Origin of the sequence: Pseudoxanthomonas beigongshangi, from assembly GCF_016820515.1 — a bacterium.
In the GTDB taxonomy this organism is placed as follows: domain Bacteria; phylum Pseudomonadota; class Gammaproteobacteria; order Xanthomonadales; family Xanthomonadaceae; genus Pseudoxanthomonas_A; species Pseudoxanthomonas_A beigongshangi.
This window is the reverse complement of the sequence record NZ_JADHDV010000005.1, coordinates 168611-189993: the sequence shown is the minus strand read 5'-3', so window position 1 is coordinate 189993 and position 21383 is coordinate 168611. Positions and strand designations below refer to the sequence as shown.

Genomic DNA, 21383 nt, shown 5'->3' with positions numbered 1-21383 from the left:
GAGCGCGTTCAGGCGCGCGCTTCCTTCAGCAGCTTGCCACCGGCCTTGCGCTCGCGCGCGGCGCGGATGAAGCCGACGAACAGCGGATGGCCGTCGCGCGGGGTGGACAGGAATTCCGGATGCGCCTGGCAGGCCAGGAACCACGGATGCACCGCGCGCGGCAGTTCGACCATTTCCACCAGCAGGTCGTCCATCGACTTGGCGGAAACCACCAGTCCGGCGTCTTCCAGCTGGGTGCGGTAGCGGTTGTTGAACTCGTAGCGGTGGCGGTGGCGTTCGGCCACCACGTCCTTGCCGTACAGCTCGCGCGCCAGGGTGCCGGGCTTGAGCCGGGCTTCCTGCAGGCCCAGGCGCATGGTGCCGCCCAGATCCGAGCGCTCGTCGCGCTTCTCGACATCGCCGCTGGCGGTGCGCCATTCGGTGATCAGCGCGATCACCGGGTGCGGCGACTGCTTGTCGTTCTCGGTGCTGTTGGCGCCTTCCAGGCCGGCCACGTGGCGGGCGTAATCCACCACCGCCGCCTGCATGCCGTAGCAGATGCCGAAGTACGGCACGCCGGTCTGGCGGGCGTGACGCGAGGTCAGCACCTTGCCTTCGAAACCGCGATCACCGAAGCCGCCCGGCACCAGGATGCCGTCGACGCCGTCGAGCAGCGACATGTCGCTGTCTTCCAGTTCCTGGGCCTCGATCCACTTCAGGTTGACGCGGGTGCGCTGGCGCAGGCCGCCGTGCTTGAGCGCCTCGCCGACCGACTTGTAGGCGTCCTGGTGATCGACGTACTTGCCGACCACCGCGATGGTGACTTCGTCCAGCGGGTTGAGGGTGGCGTCGACCGCCGCCTCCCACTCGGACAGGTCCGCCTCGCGGGCGCCGTCCAGGCGCAGCTGGCGGATGGCGATCTCGTCCAGTCCCTGCCCGTGCAGGCCCAGCGGAATCTTGTACAGCACGTCCACGTCCGGAACGCTGATCACCGCGCGCTCGGGCACGTTGGTGAACAGCGAGATCTTGCGGCGCTCGGAATCCGGAATCGGCTGCTCGGAGCGGCACAGCAGCACGTCCGGCTGGATGCCGATGGAGCGCAGTTCCTTGACCGAATGCTGGGTCGGCTTGGTCTTGAGTTCGCCGGCCGCGGCCACGAACGGCACCAGGGTCAGGTGCATGAACAGCGCCTTCTCCGGCCCGCGTTCGGTGCGGATCTGGCGGATGGCCTCCAGGAACGGCAAGGATTCGATATCGCCCACGGTGCCGCCGATTTCCACCAGCGCCACGTCGTGGCCCTCGGTGGCCTCGTCGATGCAGCGGCGGATTTCGTCGGTGATGTGCGGAATCACCTGCACGGTCGCGCCCAGGTAGTCACCGCGGCGTTCGCGGCGGATGACGTTCTCGTAGATGCGGCCGGTGGTGATCGAATGCTTGCGGCTGAGCCGGGTGCGCACGAAGCGCTCGTAGTGGCCCAGGTCCAGGTCGGTTTCGGCGCCGTCGTCGGTGACGTACACCTCGCCGTGCTGGAACGGGCTCATGGTGCCCGGATCGACGTTGATATAGGGGTCCAGCTTCATCATCGTGACCTTCAGGCCACGTGCTTCGAGGATGGACGCAAGCGAAGCGGCGGCGATGCCCTTGCCTAGCGAGGACACGACGCCGCCGGTGACAAAAATAAGGGGAGTCATTGGCAGGGCTCCGGAAAGCCATAGTCTACCGGCAACGCCGGGTTTCTAAAAGCCGAACGCCCCGCTCAGGCGGGGCGTCCGGGGGTGCCGAACAGGCTCGAAAGCCTTGTGCGGCAAAGGTTTCGCGGGAATCAGGGCTTGCGCTCTTCTTCCTCTTCCTGGCTGCCGGATTTCTTGCCCTGCTCGCCCTTCTGCTTGGCGCGCTCGGCGGCGGCGGCCTCGTTGGCGGCCCGGCGCTGCGCCTTGCGGTCGGCATCGGAGGAGTCGGACTGCGAGGACCCGGACTTGTCGGCGTCCTGGCTGCCGGACTTGGACTGCGCCAGCGCCAGGCCGGCGGCGGCGGCCGTCACGGCGGCCAGGGTGAGGATCAACAGCTTGCGCGGTTTCATGGCTCGTCTCCATTCACTCGTTGCATCGCCAGATGGGGGCCGGAACGGCGGCACTCAACTGACGCGCGCACGATACCGCATTGGCGCTCGCCCGCTCCTGAACGTGCAAAAACGGCGCGCTGGCCGCACACTTCGCGTCTCGCCGCATCGCGGGACCGACACGTTCCCGATGCGCAGCCGCCCGGGCCTATCGCCTGGCCGGCCTCCCTGCCGCGCCCCGACACACGAGCATCCGACCACCGAACATGAGCAGTCGCTACAACGCCGCCGACATCGAAGTCCTTTCCGGCCTGGATCCGGTCAAGCGCCGCCCGGGCATGTACACCGACACCGCGCGCCCGAACCATCTGGCGCAGGAAGTCATCGACAACTCCGTGGACGAGGCGCTGGCCGGCCACGCCGGCGAGATCGAGGTCACCCTGTACAAGGACGGCAGTTGCGAGGTCAGCGACGACGGCCGCGGCATGCCGGTGGACATCCACCCGGAAGAGAAGATCCCGGGCGTCGAACTCATCCTCACCCGCCTGCACGCGGGCGGCAAGTTCAGCAACCGCAACTACACCTTCAGCGGTGGCCTGCACGGCGTCGGCGTGAGCGTGGTCAATGCGCTGTCGAAGAAGGTCGAGATCTTCATCAAGCGTGAAGGCAACGAGTACCGGATGGAATTCCGCGACGGCGACGCTGCCTCGAAGCTGGAGGCCGTCGGCACGGTCGGCAAGAAGAACACCGGCACCCGCCTGCGCTTCTGGCCGGACGCCAAGTACTTCGACACGCCCAAGTTCAACGCGCGCGCCTTGCGCCACCTGCTGCGCGCCAAGGCGGTGCTGTGCCCGGGCCTGACCGTCAAGCTGTACGACGAGGCCACCGGCGAGCGCGATGCCTGGCATTACGAGGACGGCCTGCGCGATTACCTCAAGGGCGAGATGCAGGGCCGCGAGCTGCTGCCACCGGAGCTGTTCGTCGGCCAGCTGAAGAAGGACACCGAGATCGTCGACTGGGCCGTGGCCTGGGTGCCGGACGGCGAACTGGTCCAGGAAAGCTACGTCAACCTGATTCCCACCGCCCAGCACGGCACCCACGTCAACGGCCTGCGCAGCGGCCTGACCGATGCGCTGCGCGAGTTCTGCGACTTCCGCAACCTGCTGCCGCGCGGGGTCAAGCTGGCCCCGGAGGACGTCTGGGATCGGGTGGCCTTCGTGCTGTCGCTGAAGATGACCGACCCGCAGTTCAGCGGCCAGACCAAGGAACGCCTGAGCTCGCGCCAGGCCGCCGGTTTCATCGAGGGCGCCGCCCACGACGCTTTCAGCCTGTGGCTGAACCAGCACGTCGACCTGGGCGAACGCATCGCCCAGATCGCCATCGAGCGTGCCGCCGCGCGGCTGAAGACCGAAAAGCAGGTCGTGCGCAAGAAGGTCACCCAGGGTCCGGCCCTGCCCGGCAAGCTGGCCGACTGCATCAGCCAGGACCTGTCGCGGACCGAGTTGTTCCTGGTCGAAGGCGATTCGGCCGGCGGCAGCGCCAAGCAGGCACGCGACAAGGACTTCCAGGCGATCCTGCCGCTGCGCGGCAAGATCCTGAACACCTGGGAGGTCGCTTCCGGCAGCGTGCTGGCCTCGCAGGAAGTGCACGACCTGGCCGTGGCCATCGGTTGCGACCCGGGCAAGGAAGACATCTCCGGCCTGCGCTACGGCAAGGTGGTGATCCTGGCGGACGCGGACTCCGACGGCCTGCACATCGCGACCCTGCTCAGCGCGCTGTTCCTGCGCCATTTCCCGGCGCTGGTGCAGGCCGGCCACGTGTTCGTGGCGATGCCGCCGCTGTTCCGCGTGGACGTGGGCAAGCAGGTGTTCTACGCCCTGGACGAGGAAGAAAAGCGCCTGCTGCTGGAGAAGATCCAGCGCGAGAAGATCAAGGGCGCGGTCAACGTCACCCGCTTCAAGGGCCTGGGCGAAATGAATGCCTCGCAGCTGCGCGAGTCAACCATCCACCCGGACACCCGCCGGCTGGTCCAGTTGACCGTCGAAGACGGCGACCAGACCCATTCGCTGATGGACATGCTGCTGGCGAAAAAGCGCGCGGGCGAGCGGAAGAGCTGGTTGGAGACCAAGGGAGATCTGGCTTCGCTGGAAGTCTGATCACGGCGACCCACCGCCGGCGGCCGTGGCGACGGCGGTGCCACCCGCGCCAGCCATGCCCCCAGGGCATGGCTTTGGCTCGACGGCTGATTCCGGATGCTTCGCCGCGTCCCACGCTGGCAGCGTGGGCAGTTGGAGACCTAAACCCTGAAGGCGCTACTCGCATCGCCCGACGCCTGATCGCCCTGCGAACATTTCACACTGGCCTGTTCGGGGTCGTCCTCCCCGTCCCCTGATGCACCGCCCGGTGACAAGCTACCCATCGGAGTGGCACCATCCGCGCACACCCGCACAAGTTCCTGGGGAGGAACCGTGTACGCATCAAATGGATTGAAGTGGGCTGCACTGGTGTGCGCCCTGTGGGTAACGAGTGCGTCTGCACAATCAGTCACGGTGGAAGATTTCGCCCGACACGGCACCGTAAGCGCCGTATCACTGTCGCCCAGTGGCAAATATGTTGCCATGGCGGTACCCACTGAAGATGGCCTGGAAACGCAGCTGCAGATCGTTCCTCTCGATGGCAGTGGCAACGTGCAGGTGCTGCGGTTCGGCCCACAGCAACACGTCTCGGATCCCATATGGAGTGATGACGACCAGATCGTCGTGTCGCGCGCCAAGATGGAAGCTTTGCACGCGCGCCCCTACAGCTATGGCGAACTGCTTTCATCGGACGTTCGTGGCAAGACCCAGGAAACCCTGTTTGCTTACGTCAAGGACGACGGTGCCCGCACAGGTCGCCGCAAGGACCAGGGCTTCGCCGACATCGACCACATACTGGAAAATGAACCCGGCAGCGTGCTGGTGGATTTCACCTGTTGGTCGAGCGTCTGCGGCGAAGAATCTCCAACCGTTATCTACAAAGTCAATACCCGGACTGGCAGCCGTCAGGAAATCGAGCGTTCATCCCGACCGGCCAACTTCTACTACGACCGGGATGGCAAGCCACGCCTGCGTATCACCAGAAGCCCCAACGACTTACCCGTCCTCCACTATCGCCCCGCTGCGGAAGGAGACTGGCAAGCCGTGCCGAAGAGCCTAGCCGGGTACACGATGTATGGCCTAACTTTCGACAAGGACAACAACACCGCATACGCATTGATTTCCGATAAGCGCGAGCCCGCACAACTATATAAAGTCGACTTCACCAGCGGCACGCGCGATCTGCTGATCGGTCGTGACGACGCAGCCGTGACCCGACTGTTGTATGGCGGCCATGATGGCGTCCCCTTCGGTGTCATCTTCGATTCGGACAAGCCATCCATCCGCTATCTGGACAACACTTCCGAGTGGGCCAAGCTGCATGCGGGTCTGCTCAAGGCATTCCCCGGCCAGATGGTCAGCATTCTCGACTTCAGCCGCGACAACCAGAAAGTTCTGTTCACTACTTGGTCGGACCGGCACCCGGGGAGCTACTACGTACTGGACCGCAGTGCAGGCAAGGTCCAAATGATCAGCCAGGTGCGCGCCTGGATCAAGCCCGAGCAGATGGCCCCCATGCGGCCTTTCGAGTTCAAGACAAAGGACGGTCTGAAGTTGTTCGGCTTCTACACCGCCAAGGTGGGCGCCACGGGTCCGCAGCCGCTGGTTGTCATGGCCCATGGCGGCCCTTACGACGTGTACGACAGTTGGACGTTCGACGACGACGTGCAGTTCCTAGCCAGTCGCGGCTATGCGGTGTTGCAGGTCAACTTTCGTGGCTCGGGTGGACGTGGTGAAGCGTTCGAGCAGCTGGGCTACCGCGAATGGGGCGGCAAGATGATGGACGACATCGCCGACGGCGTGCGTTGGGCGATCGACAACAAGCTCGCCGACCCCGATCGCATCTGCACGTACGGTGCCAGCTTCGGCGGTTATGCCGCGTTGATGAACCCGATCCGGTATCCGGAACTGTACAAGTGCGCCATCGGGTATGTGGGCGTCTATGATCTGCTGGTCATGCACAAGGAAGGCGATATCCAGGGCACCAAATCCGGACGCCGCTACCTCGATCGCGTCCTGGGTGACGATCCCGCCACGTTGGCCGCCAACTCGCCCGCCCGCAATGTCGACAAGATCAAGATCCCGGTGATGCTGGTGCAGGGTCGCCTGGATCAGCGCGTACCGATGGACCAGTTCAACGCGCTGGAAAACGCGTTCAAGAAACAGGGTACTCCCGTGGAAACGCTGGTCGTCGGCGGCGAAGGCCATGGTTTCTACAAGCCGGAGAATCGCGCCGAGTTGTACCGGCGCATGGAAGTGTTCCTGGCCAAGCACCTGGGCAAGTGAGCTGAGCCTTCACGCCGCGTCGCCGTCATCGGCGACGCGGCCCTGAACAATACGTTTACCCCGGCAATGCGATAAACGACCTGCTCCTTCCAGGACAGGCCACGCGTGCAATCACATCCCTACACCTTCGGACTCGAAGAGGAATACTTCCTGGTCCGTCGCAATCGTCGGCGCCTGCGGCACATGCCGCGGGCGTTCTTCGACCGTTGCCACGAGGCGTTGGGCGATCGCGTGGGCAGCGAGCTGCTGCAGACCCAGGTGGAGGTGCAGACCAACGTCCACCACGATCCGCACGAGGCACGACGCGATCTTCACCACCTGCGCCGCACGGTTGGCGCCGTCGCAGCCGAGCATGGCCTGGCCATCCTCGCCGCAGGCACGCATCCCATGGGCCTGTGGCGCGATCAGCGCAGCACCGACAAGCCGCACTACGACCGGGTGATGGAGCAGCTGCAGATGCTGGGCCATCGCAATCTGGTCTGCGGGCTGCACGTGCACGTGCAACCGGCCGACACCTCCGCGCGCATCGACCTGCTGCGGCGCCTGCAACCCTTCATGCCGCTGCTGCTGGCGGTCAGCACCTCCTCGCCGTTCTGGATGGGCCATCCCACCGGGTTGATGGGCTACCGCCAGACCGCCTACCAGGAAATCCCGCGCACCGGCCTGCCGCCGCTGTTCGCCAACCAGGCCGCCTACGACCGTTACGTGGCGCGGATGGTGCAATCCGGCACCATCGAGGACGCCAGTTTCCTGTGGTGGGCGATCCGCCCTTCCCTGCGCTTTCCCACCCTCGAGTTGCGGGTGCCGGATTGCTGCACCGATGCCGATGACGCGCTGGCGCTGGCGCAGCTGTTCCGCTGCCTGGTCCGGCACCTCGAACACCATCCGGAGCGGCACGCCGGCCTGGACGCCGGCGTGCAGGCGATCATCGCGGAAAACCTGTGGCGGGCACAGCGCCACGGCTATGACGCCGGCCTGATCGATCTGGCCAGCGGCCGACTGGTGCCGGTGCGAGAAATGCTCCGCAACCTGCAGCAGGTACTGGAAGAGGACATCGTCGCGTTGGCGGCAGGAGAAGCGTTCGAACAACTGTGGAAGATCCTCCAGCACGGCACCAGCGCGCATCGGCAGTTGGCGATCTACCGCGATCGTCGCAATGCCGGCGAAGGCCGGCTGGACGCGTTGCAGGCGGTGGTGGACTGGTTGGCCGACGCGAGCATGCCGACGGCGGAGACCTGACGAGGCTCAGCCCGGGTCGGCGCGTTTCACGCTGGATGGCGGGATGCGGTGGGTCGGTTGCAGCTGGGCGAAAATCGCCGCCGACGCCATCGTGATCAGACCCACGCAGACGAAGGTCCAGCGGAAGGCCGACAGTGCCTGGCCCTGCAGGGGATGCAGGACGATATTGCCGAACACGCCCAGCAGGCTGCCCGCCAGCGCAACGCCGATACTCATCGCCAGCATCATTGTCATCGACAGCAGGCTGTTGCCGCTGCTGGCCAGATCGCCGTCGAGATCACGCAGGGCCAGGGTGTTCATGGCGGTGAACTGCAGCGAGTTGACCGCGCCGAAGATGGCGAAATGCAGCAGGTGCAGCCACAGCGGCTGGTCGGCCGATATCAGCGCGAAGCTGGCCATCGCCAGCCCCACCAGCACAGTGTTGCCGACCAGCACCTTGCGATAGCCCAACCGCTGCACCAGCGGCACCACGATGCGCTTGGAGAACATGCCGGCCAGCGCGGCCGGGATCATCAGCATGCCCGCCGACATCGGCGAGAAGCCCAGGCCGACCTGCAGCATCAACGGAATCAGGAACGGCATGCCGCTGCTGCCCATGCGCGAGAACAGGTTGCCCAGCAGGCCGATGCTGAAGCTCGGCACCCGGAACAGCGCCAGCGGGAACAGTGGCCGCGGGGCGCGCGCGGCGTGCAGCCAGTAGGCCACCAGCCCGGCCAGTCCGAACACCAGCAGCACCACCATCGCGCCGCGGCTCCCGGCGTGGTCGGACAGGCTGTCCAGCGACAGCGACACCGCCACCATGCCGAATGCCAGCAGCACGTAGCCGAGCGCGTCGAAACGCACCCGCGGACCACGCAGGTCCGGCATCCAGCGCAGCGCCGCCACGGTGCCCAGCACGCCCAGTGGCAGGTTGATCAGGAAGATCCAGTGCCAGGAGGCGACTTCCACCAGCCAGCCGCCGAGCGTGGGGCCGATCAGTGGCCCGATCAGGCCCGGCACGGTGACGAAGCTCATTGCCGCCAGGAAATCCTTGCGCGGCACCGCGCGCAGCACCGCCAATCGTCCCACCGGCAGCAACATCGCCCCGCCAATGCCCTGCAGCACGCGCGAGGCCACCAGTTGCGGCAGGTTCTGCGAGAATGCGCAGGCCAGCGAGCCCAGGGTGAACAGGGTCACCGCGGCGATGAAGATCCGCTTGGTGCCGAAATGATCCGCCAGCCAACCCGAAGCCGGAATCAGCATCGCCACGGTCAGTGCGTAGGCGACCACCACGGCCTGCATGCGCAGCGGCGACTGCGCGAGATCACGCGCCATCGCCGGCAGGGCCGTGTTGACGATGGTGCTGTCCAGCATCTGCATGAACACCCCGGCCGCCACCAGCCACAGCAACGGCCGAAGGGCGGTGTCGGGTGTCGGCGGGCCGGAGGCGTTCATGCGTTCATTGTGCCCGCGCCGGTCCGGCGGAAGGATGAAGGCCGTGGCCGCATCCGCGCCTCATGCGGCCTTCTGCCGCGAGACCACGAACACGCCGGACATCACCAGCACGGTGCCGGCGACCTGCCACGGCCCCATCGGCTCGCCCAGCAGCAACAGGCTCAGGACAATGGTCGAGACCGGACCGATCATGCCGATCTGCGCGGCCAGCGCCGAACCGATGCGCGATACCGCCATCATCACCATCAGTACCGGCAGCACCGTGCAGACGGTGCCGTTGAGCAGCGAAAGCCACCACACCGTCGCCGGTACCGCCAGCAGATCCGCCGGCGGCCGCAGCAGCAGGAACTGGCCGATGCACAGCACGCTGGCCACGCTGCTGGCGTAGGCGGTCAGGCGCACCGCGCCGACCCGGCGCACCATCTCGCCACTGCCGACCAGATAGATCGCATAGGCCAGCGCGCTGCCGAACACCAGCAGGCTGCCCAGCGCGATGTTGCCACCGCCCAGCGACCAGTCGTGGCCGAACGCCAGCACTACGCCCGCATAGCTGATCACCAGCGCCACCAGTTGCGCGCGGCTGGCGCGGCGACGGAACACCAGCAGGCCGATCGCCAGTACCAGGGTCGGGGTGAGGTACAGGATCAGCCGTTCCAGGGTGGCGGTGATGTAGGCCAGCCCGGCGAAGTCGAGGAAACTGGCGAGGTAATAGCCGAAGAAACCCAGGCCGATGATCTTCAGCCCGTCACCCCGCGCCAGCGGTTCGGCGCGGCGCGCGGCCCAGGCCCCCATCAGCAGGAAGAACGGAAGCGCGACCAGCATGCGCAGCGCCAGCAGCGTGATCGCATCCACGCCGTGCCGGTAGCCGAGTTTGACGATGATGGCCTTGCCGGAAAAGGCGATGGCGCCCAACGCGGCCAGCGCGAACCCACCCAGCAGCGGGCGCGGCGCGGCGGCGCCGGAAGGCGCCGCCTCCGGATCCAGTACCGCGCTGGCGGATTCGTCCTGCTGTGCCTCGTCGTCCTGCCCGACCCTGCTCATCGGAGAGCGGGCGCGGCGGCGCGGAAGCAAGGAAGGCGTGACGCGTGGGGGGAAATGCGCTCAACCATGCGCGCATTCTAAACCCGGCGCGATTTGACCAGGCCGGTCGGCTCAGGCCGGATGCACCGTTCCATCCGTCGCCGCCGCGACATCCGGCCTCCGGCGCATGGGGGGCAGGTGCCAATAGGTCAGCGCGCGCCACGCCCATTCCAGCGGTCCGTAGCGGAAATGGCGCAGCCACAGCCAGCTGAAGGCGACCTGCAGGGCGAACACCACCGCCACGAACGCCATCTGGCCGGGGCGGGACAACTGCCCCCAGTAACCCAGGCCATAGCCGAAGAAGAACAACGTGCTGATCATCGATGCGCCGATGTAGTTGGTCAGCGCCATCCGGCCCGCGAAGCCCAGCGGCGCCAGCCAGCGGGCGGCGCGCGTGCCCAGCAGCAGGACCATGCCCGAGAAGTAGCCCAGGCATAGCAGCAGCGCGCCGAGCTGGAACAGCGACATCGCGGCCATCCGCGCCGGATCGCGCCCGCCCAGGCCGTCGCCGGGGAAGCTCGGCACCAGCCACACGCTCAGCAGGGTGATCGCCATGCCGATCGGCAGGGTCCACGCCGCCAGCCGCCGGAACAGTGCCGCGTGTTCGCGCAACCGCGCAACCACGCCGGAACGGACGAACCAGAATCCGATCATGAACATCGGCAGCGCCATGAAACTCAGTCCGGCGGCCTGCGGCATGTCCTCGGCGAACTTGTCGGCACGGTAGCGGACCGCCTCGGCGTAGCTGCCGCGGCTGTCGATGCGGATTTCCTCGACCCGTTCCTTCGCGCGCTCGGCCAGGCGTTCCTGGCGCTTGGCCGCCTGCTCGGCGGTTTCCGGGGAGCGGATCTGCGGATACACCGCGGTCACGCCGGCGCCGATCAAGCCCAGCACGAACATCAGCGAGTACAGGGTCACGCCCCACTTCCAGTAGCGCGCCACGCTGCCGCGATGCAGGAAGAACATCATCACGCCGACCAGCACCAGCAGTATCAGCGCCCCGACCACGGCGTCGGACTTCAACGCCACCGCCATCACCGCGAAGGACACCAGCAGGCCCAGCCAGAGCTTCCAGTTGCGGGTGACCACCAGCAGCAGCGCCAACGCGGTGATGGCGTAGTTGTGCAGGATGTCGCCAGTCCAGATCAGGACGAAATGCGCGCTGCCGAACAGCAGCAGGCCCAGGATGCGGCGCAGGTACGGCGCCAGGAACGGGCGTCCGCGCGTCTCCGCGCGCCCGAGCATCACCGCGAAGCCGATGCCGAACAGCAGCGAGAACAAAGTCCAGAACTTGCCCTGCACGAATACGTACACCAGCCAGCTCACCGCGTAATTGATGCCGTGCAGCGACGGGTCGATGCCCCGGCCCAGTTCGCTGATCGGGCGGGTGAACCACTCGATGTTCATCAGGAAGATGCCGATCAGGGCGAAGCCGCGAATGATGTCGAGGGCGGCGATGCGTTCGCCGGCATCGACGGGCTCCAGCGCGGCACCGGCTTGCCCGGGCGTTGCGGCGGTGACGGAAACGTCCTGGTGCATGGCGGCTCTCCTGTGTCGGCGCACCATAGCGCCGGCACCCGCACCTCTCAGGTGCCGGAGGTCACCCAACTGTCGGCACGGCCCGCCGCCGGTCGGATCGGCGACTTCGACCCGATGGACCCTTCAGCGCAGCAGCACCACTTCCTCGGCCGAGGTCGGATGGATCGCCACGGTGTCTTCCAGATCCCGCCGGGTGATGCCGCGCCGGATCGCCACCGCGAAGCCCTGCAGGATCTCGTCGACGCCCTCCCCCAGCAGATGCAGGCCGACCACCTTTTCTTCCTCGCCCACGCACACCAGCTTGAACAGGCTGCGCTGCGGCGAATCGGCCAGCGCATGCAGCATCGGGCGGAAGCGTGCCCGGTAGACCCGTACGGCAGCGTCACCGAAGCTCGCCCGGGCCTCTTGCTCGGTCATGCCGACCTTGCCGATGGGCGGATGCGAAAACACCACCGTGGCGATATCGCGGAACTCCAGCCGCGACTCCGGCTTGCCACCGTACAGGCGATCCATCAGCCGGCGCGCGGCGGCGATCGCCACCGGCGTCAGCGCGGGTCCGGCGGTCACGTCGCCCACCGCGTGGATGTTCGCCATGGTGGTGTCCTGCCATTCGTCGACCCGCACGTAACCGCGCGCATCCACTTCCACGCCGGCATTCTCCAGGCCCAGGCTGGCGGTGCTGGGTACTCGGCCGGTGGCGAAGAACACCTTGTCGAAGGGATCACTGCGTTCGCCGTTCGCGTCGACCAGCACTACCTTGCCGTCACCGGCCGGCCGCAGTTCCGCCAGCGCGTGGCCGAAGTGCGCGCGCAGGCCATGCTGGCGATTGTCCTCCAGCAGATCCGCGGCCAGCTCGTGATCGAATCCCTCCAGCAGGCGCTGGCCACGCACGAACAGTTCCACCTGGCTGCCCAGCGCCTGCAGCACGCCGCCCAGTTCCACCGCGATGTAGCCGCCGCCGATCAACGCGACCCGCGCCGGCGGATCGCAGAGCTGGAAGAAGTCGTCGGACACCAGGCCCAGTTCGGCGCCGGGCACCGGCGGACGGCGCGGGCGGCCGCCGGTCGCGAGCAGGATGCGCTCGCCCCGCAGTCGCGCGCCGTCGCTGTTCTCCACGGTATGCGCGTCGACCAGTTGGCCGCGACAGGGCATCCAGACGATGCCGCTTTCGTCCAGCCGCTTGCGGTAGCTGGTATGGATGCCGGCGATGTAGCGCTGGCGATGGACGATGAACTCGCGCCAGTCGAGCGGCTGCGATTCCAGCTTGAATCCCAGTTGCGCGGCCAGCGCGATGCGCTGGGCGGTGTCGGCGGCCAGCCACATCGCCTTCTTCGGCACGCAGCCGACGTTGACACAGGTGCCGCCCAGATCCGCCGGTTCCAGCAACGCCACCCGCGCGCCATGGGCCGCGGCGCGGAAAGCGCCGGCAAGCCCGCCGGAACCACCGCCTATCACGATCAGGTCGAAGTCGGTCTGCGGCTTCATGAAAAACGCTCCGGTCGATAAGGAAGGGGATCGATGGCCGGCGGCCGGCCGGTGATCAGGTCGGACATCAACTGGCCGGTGGCGGCGCTCATGCTGATGCCGAGCATGCCGTGGCCGGCGGCCAGCCAGAGCCGTTCATGGCGGGGAACCCGACCCAGCAGCGGCAGATCGTCCCAGGTCATTGGTCGCCAGCCGCACCAGCGCTCCTGCACCACCTCGCCCACCGGATTGCGCAGGAACTCGCGCGCGCCGCGCTCCAGCGCGGCCAGCCGGACTTCATTGAGGCGGTCGTCGTAGCCGGAAAATTCCATCGTGCTGCCGAGGCGGAAGCCGCTGTCCCAGACGGTCACGCAGACCGAACGGTCTTTCAGCACCAGTGGGCGCTTAGGCACCCGCTCCGGACGGCTGTAGGTCACCGAGTAGCCCTTGCCTGGCTGGATGGGAATCGACAGGCCGAGCCGGCGAGCGAATTCCGGCGTCCACGCGCCGAGCGCGAACACCGCTTCACGGCACTGCCGCGTTCCGCGCGCGGTGTGCACGCGCACGCCGTCGCGCGCCTCGTCGAAACCGAGCACGCGGCACCCTGTTTCGATCACCCCGCCACGTTCGCGCACGGCGCGCGCGAGTTCGGCGACGTAGCGATCCGGACGCAGACGGGCGTCGTCGGGGAACCGGATCGCGCCGGCGACGCCTTCGCGCATGGCCGGTTCCCGGGCTTCGTACTCGGCGCCGGCAATGATTTCGCTGTCGATGCCGAATTCCCGCAGCGCCTGACATTCGCGCACGTAGCGCTCGAAATTACGCGGATCGCGGAACACGTAGTCCAGCCCTTCTTCCTGGAACTCGCAGCGCAACGCGTAGCGTTCGACCCAGGTCACCAGGCGGGCGCGCGAATCATCGAGGATGGCCGCGCGTGCGTGCGTGCTCTCGCGCCAGTCGCGTGGATTGCAGCGCGCGGCGAACCGCAGCAGCCAACGCCACAGCGCGGGATCCACGCGCGGTTTCAGGTACAGCGGCGCGTCCGGCGTCAGCATCCAGCGCAGCGCCTGCCGCACCACGCCCGGCGCGGCCAGCGGCGGCGCGTGGCTGGGCGTGATGGTGCCGCAGTTGCCGTGCGAGGCACCGGCGCCCACCTCGCCCGCTTCCAGCACCTGCACCGTCCGCCCGGCTTCCAGCAAGGCCAGCGCGGTGGACAGCCCGATCGCGCCGGCTCCCAGGACCAGAACGTCGTCATTGCGATGCATCAGGCGTGCGTCCCGTTCATCGGCCATCGCCGCGCGCACGCATATGTCCCCACCGACGACCCGGCGTTCCATACGGAGACAAGCAGTGTGGACATGTCAAGCGTAATCCGTGGAAGGTAACGGTCATTCTCTGTCTTTCTTCACATGGTTTCTATTGACACCAATTGTCCCGGGACAACATCGTTGGGACATCGCCGGTCGTGTCCGCTACCGCGCGATGGAACGCGCCCCACCGCTTCCGATCCTGTTCCGAATCCTGCTGTCGCAACACCCACATCCACACATCACAGGGGTCAGCAAGCAATGCAACGGAAGATCAGCGTCATCACCACGGCCATCGCCGCCATCCTCGTCACCTCTCCGCTCTACGCCGCCAACGCCGACCAGACGCCCGCCGCCAGCCGCGCCAAGGGCCTGGCCGTCGGCCATGCGGCCGCGCTGAAGAGCAGCGACGGCGACGAGTTCGTCGCCCGCGATGTTATCGTCGATCGCGACGGCACGGAGCACGTGCGCCTCGATCGCCGCTACAAGGGACTGCCCGTCATCGGCGGCGACGTGGTGATTCACTCCAGGAATGGAAAGCTCAAATCCACCAGCCTCACCCTGCGCGGCAACGGTCGCCCGGCACTCAAGGCCGGCATCGATGCCGATGCCGCGGTGATCTCGGCCGGCGCCGACTTCAAGGGCCAGATCGACGACATCGGCAGCCAGGGCCTGGTGATCTATGCGCGCGGCGCGCAGCCGGTGCTCGCCTACGAGGTGCGGGTACGTGGCGTGTCCGACAGCCAGGGCGAGGCCGACATGCGCTATTTCGTCGACGCGCACAGCGGCAAGGTGCTGGATCACTGGAACATCATCCATACCGCGGCGGCGGTCGGCACCGGCCAGACCCTGTTCCTGGGCGACGTGGCCATCACCACCAATTCGATCAGCGGCGGCTACCAGATGGTGGATCCCACCCGTGGCGGCGGCAATACCCGCGACGGCCTGGGCAAGGAGATCAGCCGCGTCTACAGCACGGCCGCGATCATGACCGACGCCGACAATAACTGGGGCAACAACACCGAGTCGCAGGTGGCCAGCGAGGCTTCCGACGCGCACTTCGGCGTGGCCGCGACCTGGGACTATTACAAGAACACCTTTGGCCGCAACGGCATCTACAACGATGGCGTCGGCGTGAAGAGCATCGTCAACGTCACCTTCCGCGGCGGCGGCGGCCCGGCCACCGGCGGCAACGCGGGCTGGTACGGCGCGCCGTACAAGTTCATGGCCTACGGCCTGGGCACCTCGACCTGGTACCCGGTGGTGTCGATCGACGTGGCCGGCCACGAGATGACCCACGGCGTGACCGAAGCCACCTCCAACCTGGCCTACTCCGGTGACGCCGGCGGTCTCAACGAGGCGGCCTCGGACATCATGGGCACGATGGTCGAGTACTACATCAACAACGCCAACGACCCGGGCGATTACCTGATCGGCGAGAAGATCTACCGCAGCAACCCGGACGGCAAGAAGGCGCTGCGCTACATGTTCCGTCCCGGCGACGCGGACGCTGGCCGTTCCTACAACTGCTATCCGGCGGCGGGCTTCGCCGGTGTGGATCCGCACTACTCGTCCGGTCCGGCCAACCATTTCTTCTACCTGCTCGCGGAAGGCGCGGTTTCGCCGGCCGGCTTCAGCTACACCGCCAGCCAACTGGTCTGCAACGGCGATACCGGCGTGACCGGCATCGGTCGCGATGCCGCCCAGCGCATCTGGTACCGCGCCCTGACCGTGTACATGACCTCCAACACCACCTATCCGCAGGCCCGCACCGCCACGCTCAACGCGGCCAGCGACCTGTACGGCGCCGGCTCGGCGCAGTACAACGCGGTGGCGCGTGCGTGGAGCGCGGTCAGCGTCAACTGAGCGGTTTCGTCAACGCTGCAAAAAAGGAAACGGCCCGCGCGAGCGGGCCGTTTTCTTGTCCGGAGCCACCCTCAGGCGGATGCGGGGCTGGCGCGCATCGGCTGTGGCCGCAGGTAGGTCAGCGAGCGCCAGACCCACTCCGCCGGACCGAACCGGAACCGCGCCAGCCACCAGCGGCTGTACAGCACCTGGATCAGGAACAGTGTGAACACGAACACCACCTGCCACGCACGCGGCAACTGATCCAGGTAACCGAGTCCGTAGCCGTTGAAGATCAGCGTGCACACGATCGATTGCATCAGGTAGTTGCTCAGCGCCATCCGGCCGGCCGGCGCCAGCCAGTGCAGCAGCGGCGCGGTCGCCGCCGACTGCACGCCCTTCACGATCCAGCCCACGTAGCCGAACGCCATCAGCACGCTGCCGACGGAACTGGCCACGAACGCCAGCGACGCGTGCAGGTTGATGTTGTTGAAATCCGCAGTGGGCTCCATCCAGAACGACAGCAGCATCAGGGCCAATCCCAGCGGCAGCGCGCCCCAGCGCAGGAACGCGAACAGGCGCGGAAAACGATCCGGCGCGGCGATGGCGCCGCTCTTCACGAACCACGTGCCGAACAGGAACATGCCGAACACCGTGGGCCCGATGAACAGCAGGTTGCTGAGCATGAAGCCGACGTCCCTGGCGCGCTGGATGACGGCTTCCAGGTAGGTGCCCGAGCCGTAGGCGCTGCGCTGGGCTTCCAGCATCGCGTTCATCTCCGCGCCCGCCTTCGCCATTTCGCTGTTCCAGTTGGCGCCCGCGGCCGGGTCCATCTGCATCGCCGATCCCACCAGTCCCAGCAGCAGCATCATTCCCGACGACGCCAGGTAGGTCAGGCCCGCGATCCAGGGCAGCCACTTGGCGGGCACGTTGCGGAACGCCAGCAGGAAAAACGACAACAGCGCGTACATCAACAGGATGTCGCCCGACCAGATCAGCAGGCCATGGATCACGCCGATGACCAGCAGCACCAGGCTGCGCCGCCAATACACGCCCGCGAACGGTTGCCCACGCGCCTCGGCGCGGGTCGACATCACCGCGAAGCCCATGCCGAACAGCAGCGAGAACAGGGTGTAGAACTTGCCCTGCACCAGGATGTAGATGAGCGCATCGGCGGTACGGTCCGCGCCGGTCAATGCCGGGTCGAGCCCGGAGAACGACTGGAACAGCGGGCCGGCCATGCCCTCGATGTTCATCAGCAGGATGCCCACCAGCGCGAAGCCGCGCAGCACATCCATGATCTCGATGCGTTCGCTGGCGGCGACGGGCCGCAGCGGTGCGTCCGGATTCGACGATATGGCGCCCATGTCCTTGCTCCCTGGAATCGTGGCGCATTAAAGCATGTTGACGCTTCCCGGCCAGCCATCCGCCGGAACGGAAGCGGGTGTAACCTCGCGCCCATCGCGCTGCCTCCCGCGTCCGTCCCGCCGCCGTTCCCCGCCGCAACGCCTTCGGAGAAACCCGCCATGACGCCCTTCCGCCTGCGACTTGCCGCCCTGTTGCTGGCCGGTCCCGGTCTGCCCGTGTTCGCCGGCACGCCGGATGGTGCGCTGCTGCACCCCGTCAACCCGCCCGGCGCCACCATTCCCAATGTCTCGCAGGCCATGCGCGTCGATGGCGGCAAGCTGTTGCTGCTGTCCGGCCACGTGCCGTTGCGCGCGGACGGCAGTCTGGTCGAAGGTTCGCTGGAGGATCAGCTGGAACAGGTCATGCGCAACCTGGACGCCACCCTGCGCGCGGCCGGCAGCGATTTCTCCCACGTGGCTCGGCTGACGCTGTACATCCGCGACTTCGATCCCGCGCAGTTGCCGGCCATCCGCAAGGTGCGGGATCGCTGGATCGACCCGAAGCGGCCGCCCGCCAGCGCGCTGGTCGGGGTGCAGGCGCTGTTCCAGCCCGGCGTCCGCATCGAGGTGGACGCCATCGCGGTCATTCCGGAGTCCGACGGCGGTGCCCCGCGCGCGCCCTGAGCGGAAAGAACGCGGACACGCCGGACACGGAAACGAGAACGGCCCGCTCGCGCGGGCCGTTTCTTTTTGCATCGCGGGAAAGTGCGTCCGCTCAGTGGTGATGGCCATCGTCACCGTGCACGTGGCCGTGCTCGACCTCTTCCGGCGAGGCTTCGCGCACCTCGACGATTTCGACGTCGAAATGCAGATCCTTGCCCGCCATCGGATGGTTCAGGTCGACGTCGACCACGCTCATGCCGATCTTCTGGATGGTCACCGCGCGCGGGCCGAAATTGGTGTTCAGCACGACCTGCTGGCCCGGCACGAGCTTCTGGGTGCCGAAGTGCTTCTTGGGCACGCGCTGGCTCAGCCCGTCGCGACGCTCGCCATAGGCTTCGGCGGCGGTCACGTCCACGCTGAAGCTCTCGCCGGCTTCACGGTCCTGCATCGCGTTCTCCAGACCCGGGATGATATTGCCGTGGCCGATCAGGATGGCGAGCGGCTCGCGGTCCTTCGAGCTCTCCAGCGGCTCCTGGCCGACTTCGGAGACGGTGTAGTGGAAACGGACGACGCTGTCTTTTGCGATTTTCATTCGGGACTCTGGAATAGGGGCTGCCGGCGGCAGGCGTGGTGGCTTGTCGGCCAGGTGGATTGCGGGCGAAGATGCGCCGCAATGAAGACCGTGCATTATCCCGGCTTGGACCGCCTGCCGCCACCCGCGGCCTCCCGCGCAACGGTCGTGGTCGCCGTGCTGCTGGCCGCCCTGCTGGCCGGCTGCGGCGGCGGCAAGGAAACCGTCCGCCGCCCCGCCCCGCCCCCGGTCCGGGAGTGGCCACGGGTCGAGGCCGAGGACCCGGCGGCGGCCAATGCGGTGCTGATGCGGGCCATCGGCCTGGTCGGCACGCCCTATCGCTACGGCGGCAATACCCCCGAATCCGGCTTCGACTGCAGTGGACTGGTGGCCTACGTTTTCCGCGACATGCTGGACCTGAAGCTGCCCCGCACTTCCGGCGAACTGGCCAAGGTGCAGGGTCCGCGCATCGAGCCGCGCCGGCTGGCGCCGGCCGATCTGGTGTTTTTCGGCAACCGCGGCAGCGTCAGCCACGTCGGCATCTATGTGGGCGAAGGCCGCTTCGTGCATGCCCCCAGTACCGGAGGGACGGTCCGGCTGGACCATCTGGATGGCAGCTACTGGCGCGACCATTACACCGGCGCCAAACGGGTTTTGCACTGAGTCCGGCCATTTCTGTGACCCAGGCCCGACATAATTAACGAATAAATAACGATTTGTAAACCAAATCGAGGCGATATGACGGCACTATTGCCGCTTCGCATTTTCCCCGACCCCGCGTGACGACCGACGACCTGCCGCCAGGCCAGCCCGCCGCCACCCACCGCACCCCGCGGGGCGTGAACCGTTTCCTTTCCCTGGTGCTGCTGGCCGCCGCGAGCATCCCCGCGTGGGCGCAGCAGCATCCGCCGGGCGCCGATGCGGTGGAGACCGACGTCGTGGAAGCCGCCGCGGCGGTCAATGCCCCGGAAGCCGTTGCCACCAAGCCGGCCTCGTTCAGCATCAAGGAAAAGGCGGCCGAAGCCGCCACCGCAACCCTCACCGCCCTCCTGCCCCGCCTGGCGGCCAGCGACAGCCTGCCGCTGCTGGACCGGTCCACCATGGTGGCCGGCGACCTCAGCCGCCTGCTGGCCGGCTACGACTTGAGCAAGGACGGCGTGGTCAAGGACGAGGGCGGCAAGATCCAGGCCGTGCTCAAGCGTGCCCTGACCCTGATGGGCACGCCCTACCGCTGGGGCGGCACCTCGCCGGACAGTGGTTTCGATTGCAGCGGGCTGGTCGGTTACGTATTCCGCACCGCGCTGGGCATCGAACTGCCGCGCGTGTCCCGCGACATGGCCTCGCAAGCCAACGGCCAGATGATCGCCAGCCGCGACGAACTCCAGCAGGGCGACCTGGTTTTCTTCGGCCGCAAGGGCCGGATCAACCACGTCGGCATCTACGTCGGCGAAGGCCGCTTCCTGCATTCCCCCAGCACCGGCAAGGACGTCCGCGTGGACAGCCTGACCACCGGCTATTGGGCGCCCCGCTTCATGCAGGCCCGCCGCGTCGCGATGTAAGCGGCTCCGGGACGCCCGTTGCGCGCGTCTCGACCCAACCTTCGAATACGCAATGCGGATGTGGGAGCGACGTGAGTCGCGAGCTTTTTGTTTGCCCCTCATCAGAAATGAGCTTGTCGGATCGACGGCAGATTTCCGGACGTCCCGACCGACCTCGTCGCGACTCACGTCGCTCCCACAATAGGCGGTTCCTGGGATCTCCTTGTAGGAGCGACGTGAGTCGCGAGCCTTTTGCGCGTTGTCCACCACATGGGGCGGCCCTCCCGCCTGTTGCCGCGCGCCTATCATCCTCCCGGTCGCGACTTACGTCGCTCCTACAGAGGAAGCCGCGCCTCAGGTCGTCGCGCCCGCGCTCTGGTAGTGGGCGACGGTTTCCTCGATGCCCTTGCTCAGTTCCATCACCTTGAGCGCGTACTCGGCCAGGCGGCAGTCCTCCGGCGTTTCCGGCTTCCAGGCCGGCACGGCGGTCGGCTTGCCCTCGACCTGGTCCAGGGCGACGAACACGATGATGCAGTGCGTGCACAGCCGCGATTCGCCACCCATCGGGTCGCGGGCGCGCACGTCGACCGCGAAGTGCATGCTGCTGGTGCCGGTGTAGACCAGCTTGGCCGACACCGTCACCAGATCGCTGGTGCGGATCGGTGCGACGAAGCGGATGCCGCCCACCGCCACGGTCACGCTGTAATGGCCGCTCCAGCCCACCGCCGCGGCATAGCCGACCTGGTCGATCCACTTCATCACGATGCCACCGTGCACCTTTCCGCCGTAATTGACGTCGGTCGGCTGGGCCAGGAAACGGAAGTTCAGTTCGCGCTGTTCGCCGCTCATGGGCTTCTCCTCGGGGGAGTGGCAAAGATACGCCAGTCGCTACCGGACC

The 21383-nt window shown here is 66.9% G+C and carries 17 protein-coding genes; 7 read left to right on the top strand and 10 right to left on the bottom strand.

The window, feature by feature from the left end; genetic code table 11:
• Positions 1-8: 8 nt before the first annotated feature.
• Both pyrG and IQ458_RS05830 read right to left on the bottom strand, forming a co-directional pair.
• Positions 9-1670 (bottom strand): CTP synthase, encoded by a 1662-nt coding sequence (pyrG, locus tag IQ458_RS05835; protein WP_141456059.1) that lies wholly within the window; start codon positions 1668-1670, stop codon positions 9-11.
• A 131-nt stretch (positions 1671-1801) separates the two neighbouring features.
• Entirely contained in the window at positions 1802-2059 is a 258-nt protein-coding gene (locus IQ458_RS05830; protein WP_141456058.1) for a hypothetical protein, read from the bottom strand.
• Positions 2060-2304: 245 nt separating this feature from the next.
• Here IQ458_RS05830 and parE point away from each other — a divergent pair, with 245 nt between their 5' ends.
• The 3 genes from parE to IQ458_RS05815 all read left to right on the top strand — a co-directional run bounded on the left by parE (position 2305) and on the right by IQ458_RS05815 (position 7698).
• Positions 2305-4194 (top strand): DNA topoisomerase IV subunit B, encoded by a 1890-nt coding sequence (gene parE, locus IQ458_RS05825; protein WP_203322198.1) that lies wholly within the window; start codon positions 2305-2307, stop codon positions 4192-4194.
• A gap of 393 nt (positions 4195-4587) precedes the next feature.
• Positions 4588-6459, top strand: coding sequence for an alpha/beta hydrolase family protein (locus tag IQ458_RS19855; protein WP_203322197.1), 1872 nt, complete (start codon positions 4588-4590; stop codon positions 6457-6459).
• A 105-nt stretch (positions 6460-6564) separates the two neighbouring features.
• Entirely contained in the window at positions 6565-7698 is a 1134-nt protein-coding gene (locus IQ458_RS05815; RefSeq protein WP_183638309.1) for a carboxylate-amine ligase, read from the top strand.
• 6 nt (positions 7699-7704) lie between these two features.
• Here IQ458_RS05815 and mdtD read toward each other — a convergent pair whose 3' ends face one another.
• The 5 genes from mdtD to IQ458_RS05790 all read right to left on the bottom strand — a co-directional run bounded on the left by mdtD (position 7705) and on the right by IQ458_RS05790 (position 14480).
• Entirely contained in the window at positions 7705-9132 is a 1428-nt protein-coding gene (gene mdtD, locus IQ458_RS05810; protein ID WP_203322196.1) for a multidrug transporter subunit MdtD, read from the bottom strand.
• A 60-nt stretch (positions 9133-9192) separates the two neighbouring features.
• Positions 9193-10116, bottom strand: coding sequence for a DMT family transporter (locus IQ458_RS05805; RefSeq protein WP_425504639.1), 924 nt, complete (start codon positions 10114-10116; stop codon positions 9193-9195).
• A 168-nt stretch (positions 10117-10284) separates the two neighbouring features.
• Positions 10285-11751 carry a DUF418 domain-containing protein gene (locus IQ458_RS05800; RefSeq protein WP_203322194.1) on the bottom strand — a complete coding sequence of 489 codons (1467 nt, stop codon included), beginning with the start codon at positions 11749-11751 and terminating at the stop codon, positions 10285-10287.
• A 123-nt stretch (positions 11752-11874) separates the two neighbouring features.
• Positions 11875-13236 (bottom strand): glutathione-disulfide reductase, encoded by a 1362-nt coding sequence (gene gorA, locus IQ458_RS05795; protein ID WP_203322193.1) that lies wholly within the window; start codon positions 13234-13236, stop codon positions 11875-11877.
• Positions 13233-14480 (bottom strand): NAD(P)/FAD-dependent oxidoreductase, encoded by a 1248-nt coding sequence (locus IQ458_RS05790; protein ID WP_203322192.1) that lies wholly within the window; start codon positions 14478-14480, stop codon positions 13233-13235. Before IQ458_RS05790 ends, gorA begins: the two co-directional genes overlap by 4 nt.
• Before the next feature lie 303 nt (positions 14481-14783).
• Here IQ458_RS05790 and IQ458_RS05785 point away from each other — a divergent pair, with 303 nt between their 5' ends.
• Positions 14784-16388, top strand: a complete 1605-nt coding sequence (locus IQ458_RS05785) for a M4 family metallopeptidase (protein ID WP_203322191.1) — start codon at positions 14784-14786, stop codon at positions 16386-16388.
• A gap of 71 nt (positions 16389-16459) precedes the next feature.
• Here IQ458_RS05785 and IQ458_RS05780 read toward each other — a convergent pair whose 3' ends face one another.
• Positions 16460-17734 carry a DUF418 domain-containing protein gene (locus IQ458_RS05780; protein ID WP_203322190.1) on the bottom strand — a complete coding sequence of 425 codons (1275 nt, stop codon included), beginning with the start codon at positions 17732-17734 and terminating at the stop codon, positions 16460-16462.
• A gap of 159 nt (positions 17735-17893) precedes the next feature.
• Between IQ458_RS05780 and IQ458_RS05775 the strand changes: the two genes are divergently transcribed.
• Positions 17894-18397, top strand: coding sequence for a RidA family protein (locus IQ458_RS05775; protein ID WP_203322189.1), 504 nt, complete (start codon positions 17894-17896; stop codon positions 18395-18397).
• Positions 18398-18488: 91 nt separating this feature from the next.
• Here IQ458_RS05775 and IQ458_RS05770 read toward each other — a convergent pair whose 3' ends face one another.
• Positions 18489-18968 carry an FKBP-type peptidyl-prolyl cis-trans isomerase gene (locus IQ458_RS05770; RefSeq protein WP_203322188.1) on the bottom strand — a complete coding sequence of 160 codons (480 nt, stop codon included), beginning with the start codon at positions 18966-18968 and terminating at the stop codon, positions 18489-18491.
• An 81-nt stretch (positions 18969-19049) separates the two neighbouring features.
• On the opposite strand from IQ458_RS05770, the gene IQ458_RS05765 reads away from it, so the two are divergent.
• On the top strand, positions 19050-19610 hold the full coding sequence (locus IQ458_RS05765) for a C40 family peptidase (RefSeq protein ID WP_192199315.1): 561 nt from the start codon (positions 19050-19052) through the stop codon (positions 19608-19610).
• 116 nt (positions 19611-19726) lie between these two features.
• Entirely contained in the window at positions 19727-20506 is a 780-nt protein-coding gene (locus tag IQ458_RS05760; protein WP_203322187.1) for a C40 family peptidase, read from the top strand.
• Between the two features lie 333 nt (positions 20507-20839).
• On the opposite strand, the gene IQ458_RS05755 is transcribed toward IQ458_RS05760, so the two are convergent.
• Positions 20840-21334: an acyl-CoA thioesterase gene (locus IQ458_RS05755; RefSeq protein WP_141456042.1), complete on the bottom strand. Its 495-nt coding sequence runs from the start codon at positions 21332-21334 to the stop codon at positions 20840-20842.
• Positions 21335-21383: the final 49 nt, after the last annotated feature.